We start from the raw sequence: 26,214 nt of genomic DNA, 5'->3' as shown, positions 1-26,214 counted from the left end.
CACGCTCAGCGCTGCCCGATCCTGGCCGCTTCCAGGATGTCCTTCCAGCGCGCCATCTCCGCAGCGAAGTAGCGCTGTGCCTCCTCCGGCGCATTGACCACCACGCGCTCCGCGCCGAGATCGACGAGGCGCTGGTGGATGGCCGGATCGGTCAGCGCGGCCTTGAAGGCCTCGTTGATCCTTTGCAGCAAATCCGGCGGCGTCGCGGCCGGCGCCATCAGCATCTGCCACAGCGAGAAGGTCGCGCCCGGCAGCCCGGCCTCCGCCAGGGTCGGCACATCAGGCATGGCCTCGCTCCGGCGCGGGCTGGAGACGGCGAGCGCGCGCGCCTGGTTCCCGCGCACGAGGCCGAAGCCCGCCACGCCGGAATCGAACATCATGTCCAGCCGCCCCGAGGCCAGGTCCGGCGCTGCCTGGCCGGAACCGCGATAGGCCACCTCGTTCATCTGGATCCCCGCAGCGCGGAGGAAACCGAGCGCCGTGAGCTGCAAGGCCCCACCGCCGCCGGAGGAACCGTAGCTGAGCTGCCCTGGACGTTGCCGCGCCGCTTCCACGATGTCCTTCACCGTCCGGTACGGGCTGTCCGGCCCCACCAGCATCACCATCGGTCCCTCGGTGGCGATCGTCACCGGCTTCAGGTCACTATCGGGGTCGAAGTCCAGGCGCGGGTTGAGGAAGCGGCTGGCGACGTAGCCGACATTGGTGAAGAACAGCGTCGTCCCGTCCGGCTCGGACCGCGCGGTGGCGGAAGCGGCGATGGTGCCGCCGCCGCCCGTGCGGTTCTCCACCACCACGCGCTGCGGCAGACGCTGCGACATGAGGTCGGCGGCCAGCCGCGCCACGATATCCGTTGAGCCCCCCGTGGAGTAGGGAACGAGGATGCGGACCGGCCGCGCCGGCCAGGCCTCCTGCGCCGTCGCCTGGGCGCCGCGAAGGAGGGCAGGCGCAGCGACGGCCGCGAAAAAGGTGCGGCGCCTCACGGCATCACCGCGAACGGGCCGCGCTCCTGCTTCACGATCCATGCCGCCGCAACGGCGAGGAGAAATTGGTCTTCGTGTCCCATTGGCTGGGCTCCGGCTTGGTTCTGGACGTTTCGTTGGAGGCCGCCGACAGGGCGGCCCCTGCGTCACTCCGCCGCGGCGGGCTGCGTCGCCGGGCGCATGGCGCGGCTCCGGCACTCGGCGGCCAGCGGGCGGGGGATGCCGAGATTCTCGCGCAGCGTCGCCCCTGCATACTCCTTCTGGTACAGGCCACGCCGCTGCAGCTCCGGCACGACCAGACGCGTGAAGTCCTCGTAGGAGCCGGGCATATGCGTGGCGGCCTGGACGAAGCCGTCGCAGGCGCGGCCGGTGAACCATTCCTCCATCTGGTCCGCCACCATGGCGGGGGTGCCGACGAAGGCGTGGTGCTCCTTGATCGTGCCGCGGCCGGAGAAGTGGACGAAGTCGGCGACGCTCGGGTTCTTCTTGCCGGAAAGCGAGATCACCCGGTCACGGAATCCCTGCCAGGAGAGGGAGGCGAGCTGATCGTCGCTCATCGGCTGGTCGTAGGGCAGGGTCGCCAGGTCGAAGTTCAGCACCTCCGACAGCAGGGTCAGCCCGTCGATCGGCTTCGGCAGCTCGTCGAGGAAGCCCTTCTTGTCCGCCGCCATCTGCGCGCTCTCGCCGACGACGATGTAGCAGGCAGGCGCGATCTTCACGTGGTCGGGGTCGCGCCCTTCTGCCGCCACCGCGGCCTTGAGATCAGCATACTGCTTCTGGCCCGCGGCGAGGCTGGGGTAGACGACGAAGATCACCTCACCCCATCGGCCGGCGAAGGAACGCCCGCGCCCGCTCTGCCCGGCCTGGAGCAGCACGGAATGGCCCTGCGGGGAGCGCGGAACGGTAAAGGGCCCGCGGGAGTTGAAGAACTTCCCCTTGTGGTCGAGGCGATGGACTCTGGAGCCGTCCGCGAAGCGGCCGCTGACCTTGTCCACGATCAGCGCGTCGTCGTCCCAGCTGCCCCAGTGGCCCATGACCACTTCCATGAACTCGTCCGCGCGGTCGTATCGCAGGTCGTGCTCCAGGTGCTCCGTCGCGCCGAAGTTCAGGGCCTCCGAGTTGTTGAGGGAGGTGACGATGTTCCAGGCGGAACGCCCCTTCGTCATCAGGTCCAGCGTCGCGAAAACGCGGGCCACGTGATAGGGCTCGTAATAGGTGGTGGAGTAGGTGGCGCCGAGCCCGAGCTTCGTCGTCACCATCGCCATGGTCATCGCGACCGTGGTGGGATCGAGCTTCACCGCCCGGACGCCGTTCTCCACCGTCTCCCGGAAGTCGTTGGAGTAGATGTCCGGCATGGCCAGCCGGTCGTCGAAGAAGGCCATGTGGTAGCGCCCGTCCTCCAGCACGCGCGCGATGCGCTGGAAGTATTCCGGCGAGGTGAAGTCGGTGGCGGAGGCGGGGTGCCGCCAGGAGGCGGGCAGGTTCGAGCAGTTCTGCGCCTGGAGGAAGGCGATCATCGTCATCTGGCGATCGGCCATGGGACGTCTCCTTGTGGTTCGTTGGTCGTTCAGACGGGCAGGTCGACGTCCAGCAGCGGCGCGTGCTGCTGGCAGCCATAGACGTCGGTATCCCCCACCTCCCCGGAGGGCAGGAGGCGCGGGAAGGTGGCCTTGAAGGCGGAAGCCGCGTCGTATGGGGTGAACAGCACTTGGTTGGGGCTGACGCCGTAGAGCCGTGCGATGAGGTCCGGGCCGAGCACGCCGGTCGCCTTGACCCGGCGGTACAGGTCGGGGTCGTCGAAGACCACGTCGACGGTCAGCTCGAAGGGGCCGGCGTTCTTGCTCTTGCAGACCTTCGCGATGTCGCGGATGCGGGGCACGGCCTCAGACCTCCTCGTACTCGATGGGGAAGATCTCGCAGGGGTCGTCCAGCGCCAGCACGTGATAGACGCTGAAGCGGTAGACGGCCCCGACCTCCACGTCGGAGGGCGAGAAGGGGAAGGCCATGTTGCCCTCCCGGCACAGGCGGCCCGGAAAGTCCGTGTGCAGCATGTTCGTGCGGGCAATGCCGAGAACGGCGGTGGCCACCTCCTGCGTCTCGCCCACCACCTCGATGACGAAGCCAAGCTCGTGCGGAGTCGCGTCGCGCAGCGGCTCGCGCTCCGCCATTACGCCGTCCCGCCCGTAGACGCGGAAAGCGAGCTTGTACTTCTCCGGCGTGGCACCGAAGGCCCCCGCCTTCTCCGCCACGATCTTCCGGATCTCCTCGATGAAGACATCGATACGGCCGATCAGCAGCGGGTCGCGCGTGCCGCAGACGCAGATGCTGCGGTACCCCGCCCGCTCCACGCCCTCCAGCTTCACCGTGTACTGCTGCGCCGGTGTCCAGCGCATGCCGGAGATCCGCACGGCGCGGTCGCTCAGCGCGTCGAACCGGCAGTCGGAGGTGTCCAGCATACCACCCGGCTCGACATGGTGGATCGGACTGGCGTTCTCGTGGAGGGAGTGGTTCGCGATCGACAGCGGCGTGCAGCGGCGGATCGGGTTCATCGGCTCGCAGTCCACGTGATCGTCGCGGATGGTGACGAGCAGGCAGTCATGCCCCTTCGGCAGGGAAGGGGTGGCGCCGCATTCCAGCATCTTCCCGGCATACCAGGCGGGCGCGGGCGGCAGGCCGGCGCGAAGGCAGGCGGCGACCCAGGGGGCGGGATCGCTCGACCGCCCGGCGAGGATCACCTGCGCGCCGCCCTCCATCGCCTGCAGGAAGGGCTCCGGCCCCATCATCCCGACGATCCGCTCGGCGCGGCCGACCACCTCCGCCTCCAGCGGCGGCAAGCCGGCGAGCGGGCGGACCCGGCCAGCGGCGAGGCGGGCGAGGAGGTCCTCGCGGGCTGGTTCCGCATGGATCAGCGCCATGCGGAAATGCAGGTCTTCCTCCGCCGCGATCTCCCGGGCGAGGCCCGCGACCGTCTGAAGGTGCGGCTCCCCGCCGCTGCCACCGGAGGTGCCGATCACCAGCGGGATCCCGGCCCCTATGGCGGCTCGCAGCATCAGGCGGAGGTCACGGCGGATGGCCATGATGGAGCAGAAGGGCTTGCCGGCCCCGAGGTAGTAGGGCCCGGGATCCACGCTGCCACCATCCACGCCGATCATGTGCGGGCGGCGGGCCATCCCCGCTTCCAGCGAAGCCTCGGGAAAGCCGTAGCCGAGAATGGCACTGGTCGAGAGAAGCCGGACCTCGCTCACCGCGCGCTCTCCGGAGCGGCCTCACAGCCGGACGGCAGAGGGGCGGGGAGGGGCTGGTTCCTGTCCGACAACGCAAGATTCCTTATTTTCAGTCGGTTGAAAGCAGGCGGGAGTAGCCAAACCGGGCCTCTGAGAACGTGCATTCTCATGTATGCAGAACGCGGGGCGACCAGAGGCTCGATGTGACCGCGCTCGCTATCCCGCATCGCTGAAACCTGACCCTGATTACGATTGTATGCAAGAGAGCACAAGAAAATTGACATGGCGGTGCGGCCGGGAGATGGATGGCTCAGACGGCACGCTCCTGAGCGGCGCACGTCCCAGAAAGCGATGGGGAAACGGCGTGACACACAGCAGTTCCGGCAAGATCTATCTCATCACCGGCGGGGCGAGCCTGATCGGCTCGCACCTGGCGGACGGGCTGCTCGCCGGCGGCGCGTCGGAGATCCGGCTGCTCGACAACTATTCCCTCGGCACGCCCGAGACGATCGCGCACCTCGACGGCGACCCCCGCGTGAAGCGCGTGCGCGGCGACATCCTCCGCCTGAACGAGATCATCGATGCCGCGCGCGGTGCGGACGGCATCTTCGCCCTCGCGGGCTTCCTGACGATCCCGATGGCGGCGAACGTGCCGCTGGGCGTGGAGGTAAACACCACGGGCGTGGTGAACACGCTGGAGGCGGCGCGCATCGCGGGCGTCCGCCGCGTCGTCTTCGCCTCCTCCGTCGCCGCCTATGGCGAGACCAAGGCCGAGATCCTGACCGAGGACGCCCCGTCCGGCCTCTCCACCGCCTCGCCCATCTCCGCCATCTACGGCACGACGAAGCTTCTGGGTGAGGCGCTGGGCCGCATCTACCAGCAGAAGTTCGGCGTGGAGTTCAACGCCATGCGCTTCTCCTCCGTCTACGGGGAACGGCAGCACGAGCGGGCGATGAACGCCAACGGCATCGCCGCCATCCACGACCAGATCCGGCGCGGCGAGGCCCCGGTGATAGTCGGCGACGGGTGCGAGGTGCACGACTACATCCACGTCACCGACGTCGCCGCGGGCTGTATCTCCGCGATGCTGAACGGCACGGGGGGCGAGGTGCTGAACCTCGTAACCGGCGAGGACACGTCCCACACCGCGCTCGTGGACGCGATGCTGGAGGTTTGCGGCGCCACCCACATGAAGCCCGTCTACAAGGAGGACACGCGCACCATCCGTTCCGCCGGCGGCAACCATCTCGGCTTCAGCCCGGCGAAGACGAAGGAGAAGATCGGCTGGTCCGCCGCCGTGCCGTTGCGCGAGGGCCTGAGCCGCTTCGTTACCTGGCGCGAGGCGCAGGACGGCGTGCGGACCCGCGTGCCGGCCTGACAGGGCGCGGCGGAACCAGCGGGGACCGCCGCACCGCCGTCGTCCCAACACCGGGCACTCCAACAATGGGCATCGGGCGAAGCGGGTTGACCGAACGCCTCCGGGCCTGACCACATGGACAGGAGTCCGGGAAACGGACGGGATGGAGGATGCGACCAATGAGAAGAACGTTCCTGCGCGGCGCTGCGCTCACCGCCGCGGCCGCCGCACTGCCGGGTGCCGCCTCGGCCCAGGGTACCGCGCCGGCACCCGCCTCGGCCGCCGCGGCGCCGGCCCCGGGCAAGGCGCCCCTGACCCTCTCCGATTTCGGCTCCTTCCACGTCGGCGGGCGCGACTTCGTCATCGCCGGCCAGCCCACGCGGGAAGTCCTCTTCTCCCCCGGCGGGCAGCCCGCGCGCGTCGATCCCAACGGTACCTACCTCATCGGCGGGATGTATGCGGGCTACATGATCCCTTCGCCCCAGCGCGGCCGCTTCCCGCTGCTCATGTGGCATGGCGGCGGACTGACCGGCGTGACCTGGGAGACGACGCCCGACGGGCGCGAGGGATGGCAGCACTTCTTCCTGCGCCGCGGCTGGCCCGTCTACGTGTCCGACGCCACGGAGCGCGGTCGGTCCGGCTGGACGATGATCCCGGAGGCGACCGGCGGCCAGCCGATCTTCCTGACCGAGAACAACCCATGGGAGCGCTTCCGCATCGGGGACGGCCCCGGATCGCTCGCGCGCGGCACCACCCTGCCGGGCAGCCAGTTCCCGGCAGACAAGGAGAGCTACCGCAACTTCATGCGCCAGAACGTGCCGCGCTTCACCACCACGGACGAGCTGACGCTGGAAGCCTACGGCGCCCTGCTGGATCGCGTCGGCCCGAGCGTGGTGATGGTGCACAGCCAGGGCGGCTTCTTCGGCTGGCGCGCCGCGCAGGAGCGGCCGGACAAGGTGCGGGCCCTGGTGCTGGTGGAGCCGGCGGCGACCGGCGACATGGCGAAGGCCGCCGCGCTGAAGGACATCCCGATGCTCGTCCTCTATGGCGATTTCATCGACGGCGACGCGCGCTGGCCGGCCATCCGCGCCAACGGGATGCGCTTCGCCGAGGCGATCCGCGCCGCTGGCGGCGGCGTCGACGTGGTGAACCTGCCGGAGCGCGGTATCCGCGGGAACAGCCACATGGTCATGATGGACCGGAACAGCGACCAGGTCGCGGCGCTGGTTCAGGACTGGCTCGTGGCCAAGGGCCTCTGGGCCTGATGCGGGATGTGGCGCGGCGGCGGCTCCTCGCTGCCGCCGGGGCGGGCGCATTCCTTGCGCCGCCCTCGTCCTCCCGTTCCCAGACGCCGCGCGGTGCCGAGGCCTGGCCGCGCGGCCTCACGACCTCCCTCGTCGTGCCCTATACGCCCGGTGGCCCAACCGACGTCATGGCCCGGCTGCTCGCCACCGGCCTCGCGGAGCGGCTGGGCGGCAGCTTCGTGGTGGAGAACCGGCCAGGCGCCTCCACCACGCTCGCCGCCCGGCAGGTCACGCGCGGCCGGCCGGATGGCAGCATGCTCTTCCTCGGCACCATCGCCACCTTCGCCAATGCGCCGCACATGTTCCGCCAGCCCGGCTACGACCCGGTGGCCGGCTTCACCCATGTCACCCTGCTGGTGGACTCGCTCTATGTGCTGGTGGCGAACCCGAAATGGCAGAGCCTGGCGCAGGTACTGGAGGCGTCGCGGCGCGGGCCCGGGCAGGTCAGCTACGCCAGCCAGGGCATCGGGACCACCGGGCACCTGCCGATGGTGGACCTGGCCGCGAGGGCGGGGGTGGAGTGGGTGCATGCCCCCTACACCGGGTCACCCCAGGCCCTGACCGACCTCATCGCCGGGCGCACCGACCTCATGTTCGCCCTCCTCGGCGCCGCGAAGGCGAGCATCGACGAGAACCGCGTCAGGCCGCTCGGCATCGCGCTGCCGGAACGGTCGCCGGCCCTGCCGGGCGTGCCCACCCTGGCGGAAGGGGGTTTCCCCGGCTTTGCGGCGGGCGGCTGGTTCAGCCTGCAGGCCCCGCCCGGCATGGCCGAGGCGCAGGCCGAAGCCCTCTCCGCGGCAACCGCCGCGACCATCGCCGGGCCGGGGATGCGCGACTTCCTCGACCGGAACGGGCTAATCCCCATGGAACCCGGCCCAGTGCCATTGCGGACCCGACTGGAGGCGGACCTCGCCTCCCAGGGGGAGCTGATCCGGCGCGCGGGCATCCGGCCCGAGTAGGCGCCGCCCTGACCCCCCGGTTACCCCCACCGCCGCTGAGGAACCTCACCGCCGGAACCTGGCCCGGCACCTTCCGCCGGGGAAGCGTTTCCGCATTGCAGCAGAACCCTCGGGTGGCGCGTTGCCGGTCCGAGGGTCGGGCGATCGCTTCGGCGGCCGGTGGCGCGTCACCCTTGAGGCAACCATGAACCTTCTTCGACGCTATTCCCGGCCATCCCTGACGGCACGCACCCTGGCCTGGACTGCTGCCGCCCTGGGCACCCTTGCCCTCGCCAACCACCTCCTCGCGGGCCGGGCGGAGCGCCGGCATCCGCCCGAAGGCAAGTTCATCGAGGTGGACGGCGTCCGGCTGCACTACACCGACCGGGGCACCGGCCGCCCTGTCGTCCTGCTCCACGGCAACATGGTGACCGGGGACGACTTCAACACGAGCGGCGTTGCCGACCTCCTGCTCCAAAACCATCGCGTCATCATCTTCGACCGCCCGGGTTTCGGCCACAGCGAGCGTCCCCGCGGGCGCATCTGGACGGCCTCCGAACAGGCGGGGCTCCTCCACGAGGCCTTCCGGCAACTCGGCGTCGAGCGGCCGGTCGTGGTCGGCCATTCCTGGGGTGCCATCGTCGCCCTCGCCATCGCCGAAGGCTACCCGGCCGACACCGCCGGCCTCGTGCTGCTCTCGGGCTACTACTTCCCGACGCTCCGGCCCGATGTCTGGACCGTTGGCCTGGGCGCGATCCCCGTCCTGGGGGACATCCTGCGCTACACCATCTCCCCCATCTTCGGCTGGCTCACCATGCCGCTGATCAAGCGCGCCCTCTTCTCGCCCGCCCGCATCACCGAGCGGTTTTCGGAGGAGTTCTCCTCCGCCATGGCGCTCCGCCCCTCCCAGATCCGCGCGACGGCCGTGGATGGCGCCCTGATGATTCCCAGCGTGCTGGCCCTGCAGTCCCGCTACGAAACGCTCCCGATGCCCGTGACCATCATCGCGGGGGAGGGCGACAAGGTGGTGTTCAAGCGCTCCGCCGAGCGGCTTCACCGCAGCATCCCGGGAAGCAGGCTGCAGGTTCTGAACGGCACTGGGCACATGCTGCACCACGTCGCACCCGGGACCGTCGCGAGTGCCGTCGCGGAGGTCGCCGAGCGGCGATAGGATCCACGTTGCGCCAGGTGGCCCGCTGCGGCCGCAGGCGGGCGACCGGCCTTGCTCCCTCCCATCCCGGCAGCAGAGGTGACAAAACCCTTCATGCCGCGGTGCCGGGCTGTTCCCTCAACCCTGGCCAACCGTGGGCTGCACGGTCATCTTCATCGCGCGGAGGTTCGTATATGGTGGAAGGCCGGGGCGTGCAGTCCATCGAGGTCGGCGGCAGGCTCCTGCACGCCCTGGTGGATGTCGGCCAGCCCGCCATGCTGCGCGACCTGGCCGCGGCCGCGGGGCTGACCCCGGCCCAGGCGCATGCCTACCTCCTGAGCTACCGCAAGATCGGATTGGTCGAGCAGGACGAGGTAAGCGGGCGCTACGCCCTGGGCCCCTTCGCGCTGGAGATCGGGCTGGCGCGCATGCGCAGCGCCGATCCGCTGCACATGGCCAGCAAGGCCGCGGCGGAGTTCGCGGTGGAGATGGGGCTGATGGTCACCATCGCCGTCTGGGGCACGCATGGCCCGACCATCATCCAGGTGCAGGAATCCAGCCGTGCCATTCACGTGAACCTGCGCGCGGGTTCCGTCTACACCATCACCGGCACGGCAACGGGGCAGCTCTTCGCCGCCTTCCTGCCCGCCGCCCAGATCCGCCCGCTGCTGGAGGAGGAGCTGCGCGGCACTGGCGGGACCGAGCGAAAGGTGGGCCGTGCGACATCCGAGGCACGGCTGGAGCGCGACATCGCCGCGATCCGCGCCCTGGGCTACTCGACGACGGAGGGCGTGCCGGTGCCCGGCATCAACGCCGTCAGCGCGCCGGTTTTCGACCATACCGGGCAGATGCAGCTGGCCATCACGGCGATCGGCAACGAGGGCACGCTGGATTGCGGGCCGGAGAGCGCGCAGTCCGCCGCCGTGCTCGCCCTGGCCCGCCGCCTCTCCTCCGAGCTCGGCTACCAGAGCGCGGAGCGCGCCGCCCCGGTCAGTGTCCCGCGCCGAGGTAGGCCGCGCGCACCTGCGGGTGCTGCAGAAGCGCCGCGCCGGTCCCGGACAGGGTGACGCGCCCGGTCTCCAGGACATAGGCCTGGTCCGCGACGCCGAGCGCCAGGTTCGCCATCTGCTCCACCAGCAGCACGGTGATCCCGCGGGCCCGCAGGTCCTGGATAATCCCGAAAATCTCCCGTATCACCATCGGCGCCAGCCCAAGAGACGGCTCGTCCAGCAGCAAAAGCCGCGGCTCGCCCATCAGGGCGCGGGCGATCGCGAGCATCTGCTGCTCGCCGCCCGAAAGGGTGACGGCCATCTGGTCACGGCGCTCGCGCAGGCGCGGGAACAGCGCGTACTGCGCCTCGATCGCGGCCTCCATGGCGGCGGGCGAGAGATCGCGGGACCAGCCGCCGAGTTCGAGGTTGTCCCGCACGCTCTGGTCGGGAAAGACCTGCCGTCCCTCCGGCGAAAGGGCGATACCCGCACTCACCCGCCGATGCGGCGGCATGGTCGTGATCTCCCGCCCCTCAAAGAGAACACGCCCGGCGGAGAGGGGCAGCAGCCCCGCGACGGCCTTCATCAGCGTCGTCTTGCCTGCTCCATTGGCGCCGACGATCGCAACGACCTGCCCCTGGTCCACGCGGATCGAGGCATCGCTGACCGCCTGGATCGGGCCGTAGCCGATGCAGGCGCCCTCCACTTCCAGCATCGCGCTCACGCCCCCACCGCCAGCCGGTCCTCGGCGGGCGCCTCGGGCTCGACCGCATCCGTGCCGAGATAAGCGGCCATCACCCGCGGATCGGCCTGCACGGCGGCCGGCGCGCCCTCCGCGATGACGGCGCCATAGTCCAGCACGATGACATGGTCGGAGATCGCCATGACGAGGTCCATGTGGTGCTCCACCAGCAGCATGGTGATGCCCTGGTCGCGGATGCGGAGGAGGATCTGGCCCAGTTCCGCCGTCTCCTGTGGGTTCAGGCCCGCCGCCGGCTCGTCCAGCAGCAGAAGGTGCGGCTCCGTTGCCAGGGCGCGCGCCAGCTCCACCCGGCGCTGCAGGCCGTAGGGCAGGGCGCCCGCCGGCTGGTCCGCGAGGCCGGAGAGACCGAGGAAGCGCAGGATCTCCGCCACCCGGGCCTCGGCCGCCCTTTCCTCCCGCGAGGCGAGCGGCAGGCCGAGGAAGGAGGCGAGAAAGCCGTTCCGCATGCGCGCGTGCTGGCCGAGCAGAACGTTGTCCCGCACGGACAGGTCGCGGAACAGCCGCAGGTTCTGGAAGGTGCGCGCGATGCCGCGGCGGCAGACGGCGTGCGGCGCCGCCCGGCCCAGCGCCTCTCCCTGAAACAGGGTGCGCCCGGAATCCGGCCGCACCACGCCGGACAGCATGTTGATCAGCGTGCTCTTCCCCGCGCCGTTCGGGCCGATCAGCGCGTGGATGTGGCCCCGCGTCAGGCGCGCGGAGACATCGCGCGCCGGGCGCACGCCGCCATAGGCCTTGTTCAGCCCCTCGGCCGAGAGCAGCGGCCCGGCCGCTGCCGGCTCCTCACGCAGCGGCAGGCGCGCATCCGCCGCCGGCGCTTCCGCCCGGCGGGGCGCGGTACCCCGACGCGCGCGGAACAGGCCATCCAGCACGCCGGCCAGGCCCTTGGGCATGACGTAAAGGGCGAAGAGGAGAAGCGCGCCCTGGACGAAATGCTCGATCCAGGCCCAGCGCGCCACCATCGCGCTGATCACCGTCAGCGTCACCGCGCCGAGGACTGGCCCGGCCAGAGATCCCGCACCCCCGAAAAGAACGAGCAGCAGGATGAAGATGGAGAGATTGAAGTTGATGAAATCGGAGTTGATGTACTGGTTCTGCTGCGCGACCAATGCCCCCGCCAGCCCGCAGGTGGCCGCGGCGATGACGAAGGCGAGCACCTTGTAGCGGTGCACCGCCACGCCGACGGCACCCGCCGCGATCTCGTCGGCCTGCAGCGAGAGAAAGGCGCGGCCGAAGCGCCCGATTAGAAGGTTCCGCAGCAGCAAATGGAGGACGAGGCCGAGCGCGATCACCAGCCAGACCCAGCCCGTCATGTCCAGCGGCTCCCCGCCGAAGGTGAGCGGCTTGATGGCGTAGATGCCCATCGCCCCGCCGAAGACCTCGGCCTCCGTCACCACCTTCTCCACCACAATGCCGAAGGCCAGCGTCACCATCGCCAGGCTGGGGCCGCGCACGCGAAGCGACGGCGCCGCGATCAGCACGCCGCAGAGCGCCGCGATCGCGGTGGAGAGGACGAGCGCTGTCCAGGGTCCGAGATCGAGCGACGAGGTGGTGAGCAGCGCCGCACCATAGGCGCCGGCGGCAAACAGCCCGGCCTGGCCGAGCGATTTCTGCCCGGCACAGCCCAGGAGCACGTTCATCCCGGAGGCGCAGAGGAAATAGATGCCGATGTTGAAGAGGATGCGGAGATAGAAGTCGTTCGTGACGATCCCGGCCAGCACGGCCGCCGCGCCCGCGACGAGGATGGCGAGAAGAGCATGGCGCATGGGCGTCACACCTTGTCCAGCGCGCGCCGGCCGAACAGCCCGTTGGGGCGGATGGCCAGGACGAGGATGATGAGAAGGAAAACCGCGATCTCGCGCCACTGGGCCTGCCAGAGCGCCACGCCGGATTCCATGAGCCCGAGGGCGAAGCCGCCGAAGATGCAGCCCCGCGGATTGTCGAGCCCCCCGAGGATGGCGCCGGAGAAGGCCTTCAGCGCGATGCCCACCCCCATGAAGAGGGAGGCGGAGGCGATGGGCGCCACCAGCACCCCGCCCACCCCCGCCAGGGCGGAGGAAAGGGCGAAGGCGCCGAGCATGATGGCGGTGACGTTGATCCCCATCAGCGACGCCACGGCCGGGTCATGCGCCACCGCCCGCATCGCCTTGCCCAGCCGCGTGCGGCGCATGACCAGGTCGAAGCCCACCATCAGCAGCACGGCCATTGCCAGCACCGCCAACTCCTGCGGCCGCACGCCGGCGCCGCCCAGCCGTATCACGTCATCCCCGAAGGGAGAGGGCATGTTCACCGGCGCGGGCCCCCAGACCGCGAGGCCGAGGGACTGGAGGATGATGCCGAAGCCGATCGTGCTCATCACCCAGGACATGCCGGGCTTTCCCGCGAAGGGCCGGACCGCCGCCAGGAACAGCAGCAGCCCCAGCGTGCCGAGTGCCGCGCCCACGGCCAGCGCCGCCACGGGGTAGCGGAACCCGGCGGAGGCGGCCGGCGCCAGCGCGGCGAAGCTGCCGCCCTCGCCCGACGAGAGAGCATAGAGCACGGTGACGCCGAGGAACGCACCCACGCCGATGAACTCGCCCTGGGCGAAGTTCAGCGTGCGGGTGGTGGTGAAGGTGATGCTGAAGCTCAGTGCGATCAGGGCGTAGACGCCGCCGATCGCCAGCCCGCTCACCAGGGCCTGCAGCACGGTTGCCAGCACGGGCGATCCTCCTGGCCGGTGAAAGGTCCGGCCCCGCGACCTGCGGGGCCGGATGGCCGGTCAGCCCTTGAAGTCCTCGGGCCGCAGGCCGCGCACGACATCGTCGGAATAGGCGGCCAGCTTTCCGTCGCGCCAGCAGGTCCAGCGCTGGTCCGCGGCGCCGAGCGCCTCGTGCTCGGCCTTGCTGAAGGGCTTGTCGTAGGTCTTTGCGTAGCCCTGCAGCGTGCCCCGCAGATCCTCCAGCGCGTCCTTCACGGCAGGGCCGTCGGTGCGCCCGGCCTGTCCGATAGCGCGGGCCAGCAACATCGTCCCGTCATAGCCGTGGACGGCGAAGGAGAAGGCGGAGTCCGCGTCGATCTTCGGGCGGATGCGGCCGAAGAAGGCCTGCTGGTGGGGCGTGCGGTCCTCCGACACGGTGCGGAGGAACACCGGCTTCTCCGCCAGCTGCGGGCCGGCGGCGTTGATGAAGCTGAGGTTGTCCGCCGCCCAGCTCGTCAGCACCACGGGGAAGTAGTTAATCTTCTCCATGCTGCGCATGACCTGCCCGATCGTCGTCCCCTGCGCCCAGACCAGCGCCGTCTCCACGCCCGCCGCCCGCAGCTTCGCGAGCTGGGAAGTCATGTCCGTGTCGTTGACGTTGAACTTCTCGTTCGCCACCGCCGTCATGCCCTGGGCCTGCGCCACCTCCTGCAGGTCCTTCAGCCCGCCCTGGCCGTAGCCGGTGGTCTCCGTCAGAAAGCCAATCTTGCCGGTGCGCGGGCTCTTCTTCGCGTAGCCCATGATGGTCACGACCTGGGTGCGGTCCACGCTGCCCACGCGGAACATGTAGTTGTCCGCCCCTTCGCGCATCGGCTTCGTGATGTCGGTGGCGGAACCGATGCAGCCCATCACGGGGATGCGCTTCTGATTGGGAATGTGCCGCCAGGCCAGGGCATTGCCGGAATTCGTCGGGCCGAGCACCGCTACCACGCGCTCATTGTCGATCAGGTCGCTCATGTTCTGGATCGACTTGGGCGGCTGCGAGAGGTCGTCGCGGACCACCAGGGAGAGCGGACGGCTAAGCACGCCGCCCTCCTTGTTCACGTCCTCGATCGCGGCCTCGATCCCCACCACGGCGGCGCGGCCGGACTGCGCCGAGGGCGAGGCAGCAAGGTCGCCGTTGAAGCCGAGCTTGATCGGCTGCCCCTGGGCCAGCGCCCTGCCGGTCAGCGCGGGCGCCGCCAGCATCGCGGCGAGCGCGCCGCGCCCGAGTTCCCGGCGTGTGGGTTGGTACTGGATCATCGTTTCCTCGTCCCTTGCCTCTTGCTGCCCCTGCCCGGGGCGAAGCTTGCGAAAGAGAGGACGAAGGCTGGCCAGATATGCCGCGCCGGAACGTCCCTCTCCCGTTCTGATCGCCAGGTCTTGGAGCCCAGCCTCGGGGAAAGGCTAAGTGCCGCCGAAGTGATCTGCAATGAACAAAACGTCCCGCCGAAATAATTTTGTCCCTTGCGAACCTGTTCGCTGCGTGATCCCTTTCGGGACAGGGTCCCCGGCAAAGGGTGGCCGGCCAGCAGGCGCGCCATGGATGCGCCGCGGCACGGGAAGGAACGTCCGGCATGCTGCTTTCAGGACAGATCGCGCTCGTCACCGGGGCCGGCCAGGGCAATGGCGCGGCCATGGCGCTGGGCCTGGCGCAGCAGGGCGCGCGCGTGGCCGTGACGGACATCGACGCCGCCCTGGCCGGCGAGACCGCCGCGCGCATCGCGGCAGCGGGCGGCGGGGCGGTGGCCTATGCGCTGGACGTCACGGATCTGCAGGGCTGCCGCGAGCTCGCCCTGCGCCTGGGGGCGGAGATGGGGGACATCTCCGTGCTCGTGAACAACGCCGGCGTCTGTCCGCGCCACAGCCTGGACGACGATGCGCTGGACCGCGCCTGGGACGCCGCCATGGACATCAACCTGCGCGGCACGATGAATGTCACCCGCGCCTTCCTCCCGGCGCTGCGGCGCAGCCGGGGGAGGGTGGTCAACATCGCTTCCATCGCCTCCTTCGTGTCCACCAACACCTCCGTCAGCTACCCCGTGTCCAAGGCCGGGGTGCGCGCCCTCACGGGCGCGCTGGCGCAGGAACTGGCGCCGGACGGGGTGCGGGTGAACGCCATCGCGCCCGGCACCTTCGCAACCCGGATGACGGAGGCCACGCGCCTCAACCCGGAGCGCTCGGACCGCTTCCTCGCCCGCATCCCCATGCGCCGCTACGGCGAGCCCGAGGAGCTGGTCGGGCCCGTCGTCTTCCTCGCCTCCGACATGTCCAGCTACGTCACCGGCAGCACGCTGGTGGTCGATGGCGGCTACTTGGCTGTGTAGTGGCCATGATCGTCCGCATGGGGTTGCTGGAGCGGCGGCCGGATGTCCCGCCCGGTGAATTCAGCCGGATCTGGCGCGAGGAGCACGGGCCCCTCGCCGCACGGCTGCCGGGGCTTCGGCGCTACGAGCAGAACCTCGTCACGGACCGCTCGCAGCTCGCCATCGACCACGCCCGGGGCGGCATGTCGCTGGACGGCCTCTCGCAGCTCCGCTTCGATAGCCGCGCCGCAATGGACGCGGCCGCCGCCTCGCCGGAAATGGCGCCGATCGGCCCGGACAACGATCGCTTCGCCGTGCTGCGCGGCATCCTCGTCACGGAACCCAACCCCGTGGTTCCGGTGGCCGAGGGGCCGCTGATCAAGCGCATGTCCCTGCTGCGCCGGCGCCCCGACATCGGTGCAGACCGCTTCCGCGAGGAGTGGTTCGGCTTTCACGCCCAGGCCGTGCGCCGCTTTCCCGCCCTTGCCGGCTACACGCAGAATCTTGTCGTCGCCAGGCAGGCGGCGGGTCGCTCGGATTATGAAGCGATGCCGGTGGATGGCGTGGTGGAGATGTGGTTCCGCAGCGTCGACGACCTCAAGGCCGCCTTCTCCTCGCCTGCCGCCGGAATCTCCCAGCGCCACGCCCTGGACTTCATCGCGGAGATCACGACTTTCCTGGTCGAGGTCCGAAGGGTCGTGTGATGGCGGACCGGCCCCTCCTCCTCTCTCCGCTCCAGATCCGCGGGCTGCGCTTGCGGAACCGCGTCGTCATCTCCCCCATGTGCCAGCACGCCGGGGAGGACGGCCGCGCGACGGACTGGCACCTCGTCCATCTCGGCAAGTTCGCCCTGGGCGGCGCGGGGCTGATCCTGACGGAGAGCACCGCCGTCTCGCCGGAGGGACGGATCGGGACCGCCGATCTCGGCCTCTGGTCCGATGCGCAGGTCGCGCCGCTGCGGCGCGTGGTGGACTTCGTCCATGGCCAGGGATCGGCCATCGGCGTGCAGCTGGCCCATGCCGGGCGGAAGGCCGGCAGCCAGCCGCTCTGGCATGGCGGGCGCGCCTTCACGGCCGGGGAACTCGCCGCGCAGGGCTGGCCGCGCATCGGCCCCAGCGCCATCGCAGCCGGTCCGGAATGGAGCGCGCCGGAGGCGATGGACGGGAACGCCATCGCGCGCGTGACCGAGGATTTCGCGGCCGCCGCGCGCCGGGCGGCGGCCGCGGGCTTTGATGCCGTCGAACTGCATTTCGGCCACGGCTACCTCGCCGCCAGCTTCCTCTCCCCCCTCTCCAACCGCCGCACGGATGACTATGGCGGCGGCATCGAGGGCCGGATGCGCCTTCCGCTCGAGATCGCCGCCCGTGTCCGCGCGGACTGGCCGGCGGAGAGGCCGCTCTTCTGCCGTATCTCCGCCGTGGACGGCGCGGAGGGCGGCTGGGGTATCGACGACTCCGTCCTCCTCGCGCGGGCGCTGAAGCAAGTGGGCGTCGACGTGATCGACGTCTCCTCCGGCGGGCTGACGGAGGAGACGCGGCGCATCACCGTGCCTCGCGGCCCGGGCTTCCAGGCCGGCTTTGCCGAGGCGATCCGCCATGGCGCGGGCATGACCACCCAGGCAGTGGGCATGATCCTGGACGGCCCGCAGGCGGAGGAGATCCTGCGGGCGGGCCAGGCGGACCTGGTGGCGATCGCGCGGGAGGCCCTGCGGGATCCCTACTGGCCGCGCCGGGCGGCCGAACAGCTCGGCGTCGAGGACGATTACGCGGATTGGCCGGAACGCCACGGCGTCTGGCTGGCCAAGCGTGAGCAACAGATGGGCGAGACCCTGCGCGCGCGCCGGCAGGCGGTGGCGAGGGGCGCCCATCACGGACAAGGAGAAACGGCATGACCGACACGGTGGAATGCGACGTGCTCGTGGTCGGCTCCGGCGCGGGCGGACTCTCGGCGGCGGTGGCAGCGGCCGCGCGCGGCCTCTCGGTGATCGTGGCGGAGAAGGAGCCCTATGTCGGGGGCACAACCGCCGTCTCCGGCGGCTTCCTCTGGGTGCCGAACAACCCGGTCTCCCGCCGCGACGGCATCGACGACAGCGCGGAGGACGCCCGCACCTACCTGCGACATGAGGCGGGGAACCACTTCAACGCCGACGCCGTGGACGCCTTCCTCGCCGCCGGGCCCGAGGCGGTGGATTTCTTCGACCGAGAGACGGCGCTGAAGTTCGAGCCCGCCTCCGCCTTCTCCGACTATCATCCCACGGCGCCCGGGGGCCGCGCGGGTGGGCGCTCCATCAAGGCACAGCCCTACCGCGCGCAGGGGCTGGGGAAGGAGCTGAGGCGCCTGCGCCCGCCGCTGCCGGAGCTGACCTTCGTTGGCCTCATGGTGGGCTCCGGGCCGGAGCTGAAGCATTTCTTCAACGCCACCCGCTCCGTTGCCTCCGCCGCCTATGTGGCGGGCCGCCTTGCCTCCCATGCGCGGGACCTGCTGCTGAACGGGCGGGGCATGTTGCTGACCAACGGCAATGCCCTGGCGGCGCGCCTGTTCCGCAGCGCACTCGACCGCGGCGTGCAGGTCTGGACCGACACCCCCGTCCTGCGGCTGGAACGGGGGAATGGTGGCGTGCGCGGCGCGGTCGTGCGGCACGACGGCAAGGAGATCCGCGTCCGCACGCGCCGCGGCGTGGTCCTGGCCGCCGGCGGCTTCCCGCAGGACAAGGAGCGGCGCCGCGCCATGTTCCCGCACGACCACGACAACACCGGCCACCACTCGCCCGCACCCTCGGGCAACACCGGGGACGGTCTGCGCCTGGGCGAGGGCGCCGGCGCCGTGGTGGAGCAGGGATATCCCAACGCCGCGGCCTGGGTCCCCGTCTCCCGCGTGCCGCGCAAGGATGGCGGCTGGGGCGTCTTCCCCCACTTCATCGATCGCGCGAAGCCCGGCCTCATCGCCGTGCTGCCGGACGGCCGGCGCTTCGTGAATGAGGCGAATTCCTACCACGACTTCATCCAGGCGCTCTTCGCCAGCACCAAGCCCGGCCAGGCCGCGCGCGCCTTCCTGGTCGTGGACCAGCCCTTCCTGCGCCGCTTCGGCCTGGGCTTCGTGAAGCCCTTCCCCGTGCCCGTCGGGCCCAACATCCGCTCCGGCTATCTCAAGACCGGCGGGACTGTCGCGGAGCTGGCGCGCAACGCCGGCATCGACCCGGCGGGGCTGGAGGAGACGGTCGCCGCGTGGAACCGCGACATGCAAGCGGGCGAGGACCGCGCCTTCGGCAAGGGCTCCACCGCCTATAACCGCTTCAACGGCGATCCCGAGTTCCAGCCCAATCCCTGCCTCGCCCCGATCGCGAAAGGCCCGTTCTACGCCGTGGAGGTGGTGGTGGGCGACCTCGGCACCTTCGCCGGGCTGCGCTCCAACGGAAACGCGCAGGTGCTGGACGAGGCGGGAAGGCCGATCCCCGGCCTCTATGCCGCGGGCAACGACATGGCGAGCATCATGGGCGGCAACTACCCCGGTGGCGGCATCACGCTCGGGCCGGCGCTCACCTTCGGCTGGATCGCCGCGCGCCACATGGCCGGCGTGACGGAAGCGGCCGCGACGCCCACCGCCGAGGCCATCGAGGCGTAGGGAGCGGTCTGACGACCGACGTCATGGCGGGGTTTGGCAGGTGCTGGGCCCGCCGCGCCGTCACACCGCCAGGCCAGGTGGGATCGCGGGGCGCACGGCCAGGAAAGTCGTGTCGGCCCGCCCGCCCGGCCCTCAGCCCGATGCGGGCTGGGCAACGCATCGCATGTACCGCCCCCGGTGCAGGGCCGAGGAGCCGAACCGGTTCGCCACCACCATCGCCCGGCGCAGGAACAGCCCGATATCGAACTCGTCCGTGTAGCCGATCGCCCCGTGCAGCTGCACCGCCTCCCGCGTCACCCGCAGCGCCGCATCCGCCGCCCGCGCCTTGGCACGGGAGACGAGGGCGCGGCGCGCGTCGCCGTCGGCGCCGGCATCCAGGTCGGCGGCCGCACCCTCCACGCTGGCCCGGGTCAGCACGATCTGGATCTTCAGGTCGGTCGCCCGGTGCTGCAGCGCCTGGAAGCTGCCGAGCGCCTTGCCGAACTGCTGGCGCTGCCGGAGGTAGTCCAGCGTCATCTCGAAGCAGCGTTCCATCAGCCCCAGCAGATAGGCGGCGGTGCCGAGCGCCGCCTCGTCTAGGGCCAGCTCCATCGCCTCCGCCACATCATGCGCCACGCGCCGCGCACCGCCCGTGTCCGCGGCCAGGCTGCCGAAATGCCCGCCATCCTGCGTCTTCAGCACCGCCGGCCGCGCGCCTTCGATCGCGTAGAGGGCCAGCTCCCCGGCCTCCCGCACGGGCAGTAGAAAGGCCTGCGCCGCCGCCGCCATGGGGATGAAGAGGCGCGTAGCCCCCGCGTCTCCGGGCGCCTCGAGGCTGTCCGCGGACTCCTGCCAGGCCGTCAGGACGAGGCTCTCGCCGGCGAGCAGGGGCGCCAGCAGTCCATCATCCCCCGACGCGGCCAGAAGCCGGGCGGAGAGGGAGGCGTCGATCAGGGGCTCCGGCACCAGGGCGCGGCCGAGCTCCTCGTAGAGGGCACAGGCCTCCGACATCCCCAGCCCGATGCCGCCATCCCCCTCGGGCAGGCGCAGGCCGATCCAGCCCATCTCGCCGATGGACCGCCACACGGCGGGGTCGATGCCCGGCAGGGTGAAGCGCAGCCCGCGCACCCGCCCCAGCCCGCCATCGGAAGGCACGATCGCGGCCACGCTGTCGCGGATCATGCGCAGCGATTCCGCGCGGTCCTCGGCAGGGGAGGTGGACATGCGGGCCTCAGTCGATCCTGATGCTGGCGAGCCGGATGATCTCGCCCCACTTCGCCGTCTCGGAGCGGACGAAAGCGGCCAGCTCCTCCGGCGTTCCGCCGACGACGAGCCCACCCTGGTCCGCAAGGCTGCGGCGGGTATCCGCGTCCTGCAACGCGGCCGATGCCGCCTTGTGCAGCACCGCGATGCGGTCGGGCGGCGTACCCGCGGGGACGAACAGCGCGTACCAGGTCTCGGAGATTACGTCCTTCGCCCCTGCCTCCGCCATGGTGGGCAGGTCGGGGAGGGCGGGAAGCCGCTGGTCGGCCGTCACGGCCAGCGCCGGCAGCGCGCCGCCGCGGATGTGGGAGATCACCACCGGCACGTCGGCCAGGATCATGTCGATCGTGCCGCCCAGCAGGTCCGTCACGGCCGGTGCCGCGCCGCGGTAGGGCACGTGGACGATGTCGATGCCCGTCCTCAGCCGGAACAGCTCCCCGGCCAGGTGCAGGGAACTGCCATTGCCCGCGGAGCCGTAGCTCAGCTTGCCCGGCTGGCGCTTGGCCAGCGCCACCAGCTCCGCCACCGACTTCACGCCGAGCTTGGGGCTGACGACAAGGATCTGCGGCACCGACAGAACCTGCGTGACCGGCGCCAGGTCCTTCCCGACGTCATAGGCCATGCGCGGCATGAGCTGTGGCAACACCACCAGCGCGCCCGTGGAGGCGAGCACGGCCGTCAGCCCATCCGGCCGGCTGCGCGCCGCCGCCTCCACCCCCACCATGCCGCCGGCGCCGGAGCGGCTGTCCACCACGACCGGCTGGCGCAGTTCGCGCGTCATCACCGGGCCGATGATGCGGGCGATGATGTCGGCGGGTCCGCCCGCCGCGAAGGGGACGATCATCTTCACGGGCTGGTCCGGGAAGCCCTGCTGGGCGAGGGCAGGGGCCCCCCGCAGAACCGGCGCGGCAGCGAGAAGGGCAAGGCTCTGGCGACGGGTGAGCACCGGTTTTCCTCCTTGGCCCGCCTGACGACGCGCCCGTGGCAGCTTTAGGCTTATTTACTGACCTTTTAGTCCTTGGCTTCGGTCCTGTCCATTGCCGCGGTGATCAGCCCATCCACCGCGACGATCCCCTCGGCGCCGCAGATCAGCGGATTGATGTCCAGTTCCCGGATGCGCGGCTCCGCATCCATCAGCGCGGCCACGCGGCAGACGATGTCCGCCAAGGCCTGAAGATCGACCGCGGGGCCCCTGCGGAACCCGGCGAGAAGCGGGAAGCCGCGCAGGCCCTGCAGCATCCGCAGCGCTGCGGCAGGCCCGATCGGTGCGGGTGCCACCGCCATGTCGCCCAGCACCTCCACCATCACCCCGCCCAGCCCGACGGCCACGGTGGGCCCGAAGAGCGGATCGCGCTGTCCACCGATGATGATCTCCACCCCGCGGGGCAGCATGGGTTGCACCAGCAACCCGTCCAGCCGCGGCGGCGGATCACGGCGGGCGAGTTGCGCCAGCATCCTGTCGCAGGCGGCGGCCAGCGCCCCGGCGTCGCGCAGGTCCAGCCGCACGGCGCCGGCCTCGGTCTTGTGCGGCAGATCCTGGCTCTCGGCCTTCAGCACCACGGGGTAGCCCATGGCCTCCGCCGCGAGGAGGGCGGCTTCGCGGTCCTGCACCAGTCGTTCGGGCACCACGGGAACGCCGACGGCCGAGAGAAGGGCCTTGGCGCGGGATTCCGTCAGCACCGGGCCGGGCGCCGCATCCAGCAGCGCCCCGATGCGGGCGCGGGCGGCGGCGTCCAGCAACACCGGCGGGTCGGGCGGCCGCGCCGCCCGGTCGGCGCGCTCCCGCCAGGCCGCGAGGGCCGCGAAGCAACGATCCATGGAGGAGAAGAGGGCCGCGCCCGGCACGGGGTGGACCCGCCGGGCCACCTCGTTCTCCCGCCATTCCGCCAGCCAGGGGACGCAGAGGAAGCCGCCATGCTCCGCCGCGATCCGCGCCATCACCGGGATGCGCTCGGCCGAGAAGGCATAGGCATGGGTATTGGGATAGAGCAGCGCGCCGAAGGCCGGATCGGCGGCCAGGGCGCCCGTGCAGGCCACCAGCGCCTCGGCATCGTTCAGGACCTGGGCCGTGAGGTCGCAGGGATTGCCGGCCGCGCCATATTCCGGGATGCGCGCGGCGAGCACCTCGGCGGCGGCCTCGCCGGGCTGGGGCAGGGATATGCCATGCCGCTCGGCCGCATCCGCCGCCAGGATGCCGGCGCCGCCGGAGGTGGAAACAACCGCAACCCCCGCGGCGCGCGGCACGGGCGGCGCCTTGGCGAAGAAGGCGGCGGTCTCCATCAGCGCGGCAAAATCCTCCACGAGGATCGCCCCCGCCTCCCGCAGCGCCGCCTGCCAGACGGCATGGCCGCCCGCCACCGCGCCGGTATGCGAGAGGGCGGCCGCGGCGCCCTGCGCGCCCGCGGCCATCTTGTGCAGCAGCAGCGGCTTGCCCGCCCGTGCGGCCATCTCCGCGGCCCGGATCAGCCGGCGCGGCTCGGCCAGGCCCTCCACGACGCAGACGATGGTGGCGCAGCCCGGTTCCTCCGCGAGGAAGGCGGTGAGGTCGGCGGCGTCCAGCCCCGCCGCGTTCCCCGCGGTCAGGACGTGGCTGACGGCGATGCCGCGCTCCACCGCCTGGGCCAGGGCATAGCCGAGGGCGCCGGACTGGCTGACGATGCCGATGCCCGGCCCCTGCGGCGAGAGCGCCCCCGGGCCGGCGGAGAAGGTGATTCCGGCGCGCAGGGCGAAGTTCGTGTAGCCCAGGCAATTCGGGCCGAGCAGCGGCATGGCGGCCGCCGCCTCCAACAGCGCGGCCTGCTCCGCCGCGCGATCCGGGAGGCCCGTCTCGGCGAAACCGGCCGCGAAGACCACGGCACCGCCCGCGCCCAGCGCGGCCGCTTGGCGCAGCACGGCCGCCGCCCCTTCCCGCGGGGTGGCGATCGCGACGCAATCCGGCACGCCCCGCAGCGCCTCGAGCGAAGGGAAGCAGGCATGCCCGGCAAGGCTGGGGTAGCGCGGGTTCACCGGCCAGACCGTGCCGGCATAGCCCGCCAGGTTTTCCAGCACGCGCGCACCGAAGGCACCCTTCCGCTCGCTGGCGCCGACAACGGCGATGCTGGCGGGGTGCAGGAAGCGGCGGAGCGCCGCCTGCGGCGCCAGGGGCCGCGTCACGGGGCGGTGGACCCTGCCGTGCCCAGCCATTCCGCCAGCACCTCCTCCGTATGCTCGCCGAGCTGCGGCGGCACGCGGGAATAGGCGACAGGCGTCTCGGAGAAGCGGACGGGATTGGCGACGAAGGGCATGGTGCCCGCGCGGGGATGCGGCATCTCCTGCCACATGCCGCGGTGGTTCAGCTGCGGGTCGTCCTTCGCCCCGCCAAAATCATTCAGCGGGCCGGAGGAGATGCCGGCGGCGTTCAGGATCTCCATCCAATCCCCCGCCCTGCGGCGCAGCAACGCCCCCTGCAGCAGCGGCAGCAGGTCCGGCTTGTGCGCCATGCGCTGCCGGTTGGTTGTGAAGCGCGGGTCGGCCGGCAGCTCCGGCAGGTCCAGCGCCTCGCAGAAGGTGGCGAACTGCCGGTCGTTGCCCACGGCCACCATCAGCGGGCGGTCGGCCGTGTCGAAGCTCTGCCAGGGCGTGTTGATCTGGGATGCCGTGCCCGCGCGCACCGGCATCCGGCCGGAGACAAGATAGTTCATCGCGATATGCGAATGCGCCGCCAGCTGGGAGTCCAGCAGCGCGAGGTCGATGTGCTGCCCGCATCCGGACACCGTGTCCCGGTGGTGCAGGGCGGCCAGGATGGCAATGCAGGCGTAGAAGCCGGCATTGATGTCGGAGACGCTGTAGCCGACAAGGTTTGGCCCCGCGCCGGGCTGCCCGTCCGGCACGCCCGTCACGCTCATCAGCCCGCTCATCGCTTGGAAGATCGGATCGTAGCCGGGAAGGGCGGCATAGGGACCGTCCTGCCCGTAGCCGGTGATGGAGCAGTAGACCAGGCGCGGGTTCACCGCCGCCAGCGAGGCATGGTCCAGCCCGTAGCGCGCCAGCCCGCCCGCCTTGAAGTTCTCGATGAACACATCCGCCTTCGCGGCCAGCGCCCGCAGCGTGTCCTGCCCCTCCGGCGTCGCGATATCCAGCGCGACGGAGCGTTTGCCGCGGTTCATGGCGAGGAAGGAGGAGGTCTCCCCGGTCTCGTTCCCCGCCGCGTCCTTCTGCGGAAAGCCCATGCGCCGCACGTCGTCCCCGCCGCGCGGGTGCTCCACCTTCACCACCTCCGCGCCGAAATCCGCGAGGATCTGGGCCGCCCAGGGACCGGCGAAGACCCGCGTCATGTCCAGCACGCGGATGCGGGGAAGCGCACCGCTCACGCCGGCAGGTCCAGCACGCTGCGGGCAAGGATGTTCCGCAGGATCTCCGACGAACCGCCGAAGATCGTGGAAGGGCGGGCGAGGAGGAAGGAGCCGGCGGGGTGCAGACCTTCCGCCATAGGCTCCAGCAGGCCGGCATGGCCGCCCGCGATCTCCAGCATGGCGTCCGTGATGCGCTGGAACAGCTCGGTCTGCACGATCTTCAGGATGGACACGTCCGGCCCGATCGGTTCGCCGCGCTTGAGGCGCTCGACATAGGATTCGTAGAGGGCCTTGAGGTCCGCCAATTCCATGCTGAAGCGCGCGTAGCTGTCGAGGAAGGCCGGATCCCCGTCCTTCCCCACCGCGACGGCAAGGTCCCTCAGCCGCGCCAGCCCGTTCGAGGACAGCTTCGGTGATCCGATGGCGATGCGCTCGAAGCCCAGCAGCGCCTTGGCGTAGCTCCAGCCCTTGTCCACCTCGCCCACCACCATGCTCTTGGGCACGCGGACATTGTCGAAGAAGACCTCGCTGAACTCGTCATGCAGGTCGAGGTTAATGATCGGGCGCACGGAGACACCCGGGCTGTCCATCGGCAGCAGCAGGAAGGAAATGCCCTCCTGCTTCTTGCCGGACTTGTTGGTGCGCGCGAGGACGAAGATCCAGTTGGCGTCGTTAGCCAGTGTGATCCAGGTCTTCTGGCCGTTCAGCACCCAGTGGTCGCCGGCATCCGCTGCATCCAGCCGCAACGCGGCGAGGTCGGAGCCGGCATTGGGCTCGGAATAGCCCTGGCACCAGATGTCCTCGCCCGAAAGGATGCGCGGCAGGAAGTGGCGCTTCTGCTCCTCGCTCGCATAGCGGATGAGCATGGGACCGAGCATGATCAGCCCCATGTCGTTCACGCGCGCGGCGCCGAAACGCTCCATCTCCTCAATCACGATAAGCTGGCGCGCGGCATCCAGCCCCATGCCGCCGTACTCGCGCGGCCAGCCCGGCGCGAGCCAGCCCTTGCGCGAGAGAGCCATGTACCAGGGCTTGTTCTCGTGCCAGTGCAGCCGGCGCGTGGGATGGCGGACGGGGAGGGGATAGTTCTCCTCGATCCAGGCCCGCAGGTGCAGGCGGAAGGCATCCTCGTCCAGCGCGGCCAGCTCGTCGAGGGACAGGTCGGGAACCATGCTCACCGTCCCTGGAAGGTGGGTTTACGTTTTTCGGCGAAGGCGCGCTGGGCCTCGCGGGTGTCGTCGGTGCGGGCGAGTGCGACGGTCTGGCTCTGCTCGTAGCGGTAGCCGTCGCGCAGCG

The 26,214-nt window shown here is 70.8% G+C and carries 22 protein-coding genes; 9 read left to right on the top strand and 13 right to left on the bottom strand.

Translation table 11 applies throughout. The annotated features are described in order from the left end of the window. Window positions 1–5 precede the first annotated feature (5 nt). The 4 genes from J5Y10_RS25580 to J5Y10_RS25565 all read right to left on the bottom strand — a co-directional run bounded on the left by J5Y10_RS25580 (window position 6) and on the right by J5Y10_RS25565 (window position 4,225). Window positions 6–980, bottom strand: coding sequence for a Bug family tripartite tricarboxylate transporter substrate binding protein (locus J5Y10_RS25580; protein WP_209376970.1), 975 nt, complete (start codon window positions 978–980; stop codon window positions 6–8). Window positions 981–1,126: 146 nt separating this feature from the next. After that, window positions 1,127–2,518 carry an LLM class flavin-dependent oxidoreductase gene (locus J5Y10_RS25575; protein ID WP_209376969.1) on the bottom strand — a complete coding sequence of 464 codons (1,392 nt, stop codon included), beginning with the start codon at window positions 2,516–2,518 and terminating at the stop codon, window positions 1,127–1,129. Between the two features lie 29 nt (window positions 2,519–2,547). Then, complete coding sequence (locus J5Y10_RS25570; RefSeq protein WP_342453023.1) at window positions 2,548–2,859, bottom strand: DUF4387 domain-containing protein; 312 nt, start codon at window positions 2,857–2,859, stop codon at window positions 2,548–2,550. A gap of 4 nt (window positions 2,860–2,863) precedes the next feature. After that, a complete protein-coding gene (locus J5Y10_RS25565; protein WP_342453022.1) occupies window positions 2,864–4,225 on the bottom strand; it encodes an acyclic terpene utilization AtuA family protein in 1,362 nt (453 codons plus the stop codon). 343 nt (window positions 4,226–4,568) lie between these two features. On the opposite strand from J5Y10_RS25565, the gene J5Y10_RS25560 reads away from it, so the two are divergent. The 5 genes from J5Y10_RS25560 to J5Y10_RS25540 all read left to right on the top strand — a co-directional run bounded on the left by J5Y10_RS25560 (window position 4,569) and on the right by J5Y10_RS25540 (window position 10,020). Next, window positions 4,569–5,582 carry an NAD-dependent epimerase/dehydratase family protein gene (locus J5Y10_RS25560; protein ID WP_209376968.1) on the top strand — a complete coding sequence of 338 codons (1,014 nt, stop codon included), beginning with the start codon at window positions 4,569–4,571 and terminating at the stop codon, window positions 5,580–5,582. Window positions 5,583–5,740: 158 nt separating this feature from the next. Next, window positions 5,741–6,826, top strand: a complete 1,086-nt coding sequence (locus J5Y10_RS25555; RefSeq protein ID WP_209376967.1) for an alpha/beta hydrolase — start codon at window positions 5,741–5,743, stop codon at window positions 6,824–6,826. Next, entirely contained in the window at window positions 6,826–7,824 is a 999-nt protein-coding gene (locus J5Y10_RS25550) for a Bug family tripartite tricarboxylate transporter substrate binding protein (RefSeq protein ID WP_209376966.1), read from the top strand. Before J5Y10_RS25555 ends, J5Y10_RS25550 begins: the two co-directional genes overlap by 1 nt. A 184-nt stretch (window positions 7,825–8,008) precedes the next feature. Further along, window positions 8,009–8,974 (top strand): alpha/beta fold hydrolase, encoded by a 966-nt coding sequence (locus J5Y10_RS25545; protein ID WP_209376965.1) that lies wholly within the window; start codon window positions 8,009–8,011, stop codon window positions 8,972–8,974. A 173-nt stretch (window positions 8,975–9,147) separates the two neighbouring features. Then, window positions 9,148–10,020, top strand: a complete 873-nt coding sequence (locus J5Y10_RS25540) for an IclR family transcriptional regulator (protein ID WP_209376964.1) — start codon at window positions 9,148–9,150, stop codon at window positions 10,018–10,020. Here J5Y10_RS25540 and J5Y10_RS25535 read toward each other — a convergent pair. Genes J5Y10_RS25535 through J5Y10_RS25520 form a run of 4 tightly spaced genes read right to left on the bottom strand, consistent with a single transcriptional unit; the run spans window position 9,944 to window position 14,681 of the window. Then, entirely contained in the window at window positions 9,944–10,657 is a 714-nt protein-coding gene (locus J5Y10_RS25535) for an ABC transporter ATP-binding protein (protein WP_245215102.1), read from the bottom strand. The two genes, J5Y10_RS25540 and J5Y10_RS25535, sit on opposite strands and share 77 nt — an antisense overlap. Before the next feature lie 5 nt (window positions 10,658–10,662). Further along, window positions 10,663–12,468 (bottom strand): branched-chain amino acid ABC transporter ATP-binding protein/permease, encoded by a 1,806-nt coding sequence (locus J5Y10_RS25530; RefSeq protein ID WP_209376962.1) that lies wholly within the window; start codon window positions 12,466–12,468, stop codon window positions 10,663–10,665. 5 nt (window positions 12,469–12,473) lie between these two features. Further along, window positions 12,474–13,400, bottom strand: coding sequence for a branched-chain amino acid ABC transporter permease (locus J5Y10_RS25525; RefSeq protein ID WP_209376961.1), 927 nt, complete (start codon window positions 13,398–13,400; stop codon window positions 12,474–12,476). 60 nt (window positions 13,401–13,460) lie between these two features. Next, the gene (locus J5Y10_RS25520) at window positions 13,461–14,681 is read right to left on the bottom strand and encodes an ABC transporter substrate-binding protein (RefSeq protein ID WP_209376960.1); all 1,221 of its coding nucleotides are present in this window, start codon (window positions 14,679–14,681) and stop codon (window positions 13,461–13,463) included. 314 nt (window positions 14,682–14,995) lie between these two features. Between J5Y10_RS25520 and J5Y10_RS25515 the strand changes: the two genes are divergently transcribed. Genes J5Y10_RS25515 through J5Y10_RS25500 form a run of 4 tightly spaced genes read left to right on the top strand, consistent with a single transcriptional unit; the run spans window position 14,996 to window position 19,345 of the window. After that, window positions 14,996–15,745 (top strand): SDR family NAD(P)-dependent oxidoreductase, encoded by a 750-nt coding sequence (locus J5Y10_RS25515; RefSeq protein ID WP_209376959.1) that lies wholly within the window; start codon window positions 14,996–14,998, stop codon window positions 15,743–15,745. A 5-nt stretch (window positions 15,746–15,750) separates the two neighbouring features. Beyond that, complete coding sequence (locus J5Y10_RS25510) at window positions 15,751–16,428, top strand: EthD domain-containing protein (protein ID WP_209376958.1); 678 nt, start codon at window positions 15,751–15,753, stop codon at window positions 16,426–16,428. Beyond that, complete coding sequence (locus tag J5Y10_RS25505; protein WP_209376957.1) at window positions 16,428–17,615, top strand: NADH:flavin oxidoreductase/NADH oxidase; 1,188 nt, start codon at window positions 16,428–16,430, stop codon at window positions 17,613–17,615. The genes J5Y10_RS25510 and J5Y10_RS25505 overlap by 1 nt, the downstream gene beginning before the upstream one ends. Continuing rightward, window positions 17,612–19,345, top strand: a complete 1,734-nt coding sequence (locus tag J5Y10_RS25500) for an FAD-dependent oxidoreductase (RefSeq protein ID WP_209376956.1) — start codon at window positions 17,612–17,614, stop codon at window positions 19,343–19,345. The genes J5Y10_RS25505 and J5Y10_RS25500 overlap by 4 nt, the downstream gene beginning before the upstream one ends. A gap of 132 nt (window positions 19,346–19,477) precedes the next feature. Here the strand turns inward: J5Y10_RS25500 and J5Y10_RS25495 are convergent, their stop codons facing one another. The 5 genes from J5Y10_RS25495 to J5Y10_RS25475 all read right to left on the bottom strand — a co-directional run bounded on the left by J5Y10_RS25495 (window position 19,478) and on the right by J5Y10_RS25475 (window position 26,090). Beyond that, on the bottom strand, window positions 19,478–20,548 hold the full coding sequence (locus J5Y10_RS25495; RefSeq protein ID WP_209376955.1) for an acyl-CoA dehydrogenase family protein: 1,071 nt from the start codon (window positions 20,546–20,548) through the stop codon (window positions 19,478–19,480). A 7-nt stretch (window positions 20,549–20,555) separates the two neighbouring features. Beyond that, the gene (locus J5Y10_RS25490; protein WP_209376954.1) at window positions 20,556–21,533 is read right to left on the bottom strand and encodes a Bug family tripartite tricarboxylate transporter substrate binding protein; all 978 of its coding nucleotides are present in this window, start codon (window positions 21,531–21,533) and stop codon (window positions 20,556–20,558) included. A 65-nt stretch (window positions 21,534–21,598) separates the two neighbouring features. Continuing rightward, the gene (locus tag J5Y10_RS25485; protein WP_209376953.1) at window positions 21,599–23,770 is read right to left on the bottom strand and encodes an acetate--CoA ligase family protein; all 2,172 of its coding nucleotides are present in this window, start codon (window positions 23,768–23,770) and stop codon (window positions 21,599–21,601) included. Then, the gene (locus J5Y10_RS25480; RefSeq protein WP_342453020.1) at window positions 23,737–24,936 is read right to left on the bottom strand and encodes a CaiB/BaiF CoA transferase family protein; all 1,200 of its coding nucleotides are present in this window, start codon (window positions 24,934–24,936) and stop codon (window positions 23,737–23,739) included. The genes J5Y10_RS25485 and J5Y10_RS25480 overlap by 34 nt, the downstream gene beginning before the upstream one ends. Beyond that, window positions 24,933–26,090, bottom strand: coding sequence for an acyl-CoA dehydrogenase family protein (locus J5Y10_RS25475; protein ID WP_209376952.1), 1,158 nt, complete (start codon window positions 26,088–26,090; stop codon window positions 24,933–24,935). The genes J5Y10_RS25480 and J5Y10_RS25475 overlap by 4 nt, the downstream gene beginning before the upstream one ends. Window positions 26,091–26,214 lie beyond the last annotated feature (124 nt).

It is taken from the genome of Roseomonas indoligenes (genome assembly GCF_017813365.1).
Taxonomy (GTDB): Bacteria; Pseudomonadota; Alphaproteobacteria; order Acetobacterales; family Acetobacteraceae; genus Roseomonas; species Roseomonas indoligenes.
This window is presented reverse-complemented; position numbering and strand designations above follow the sequence as displayed.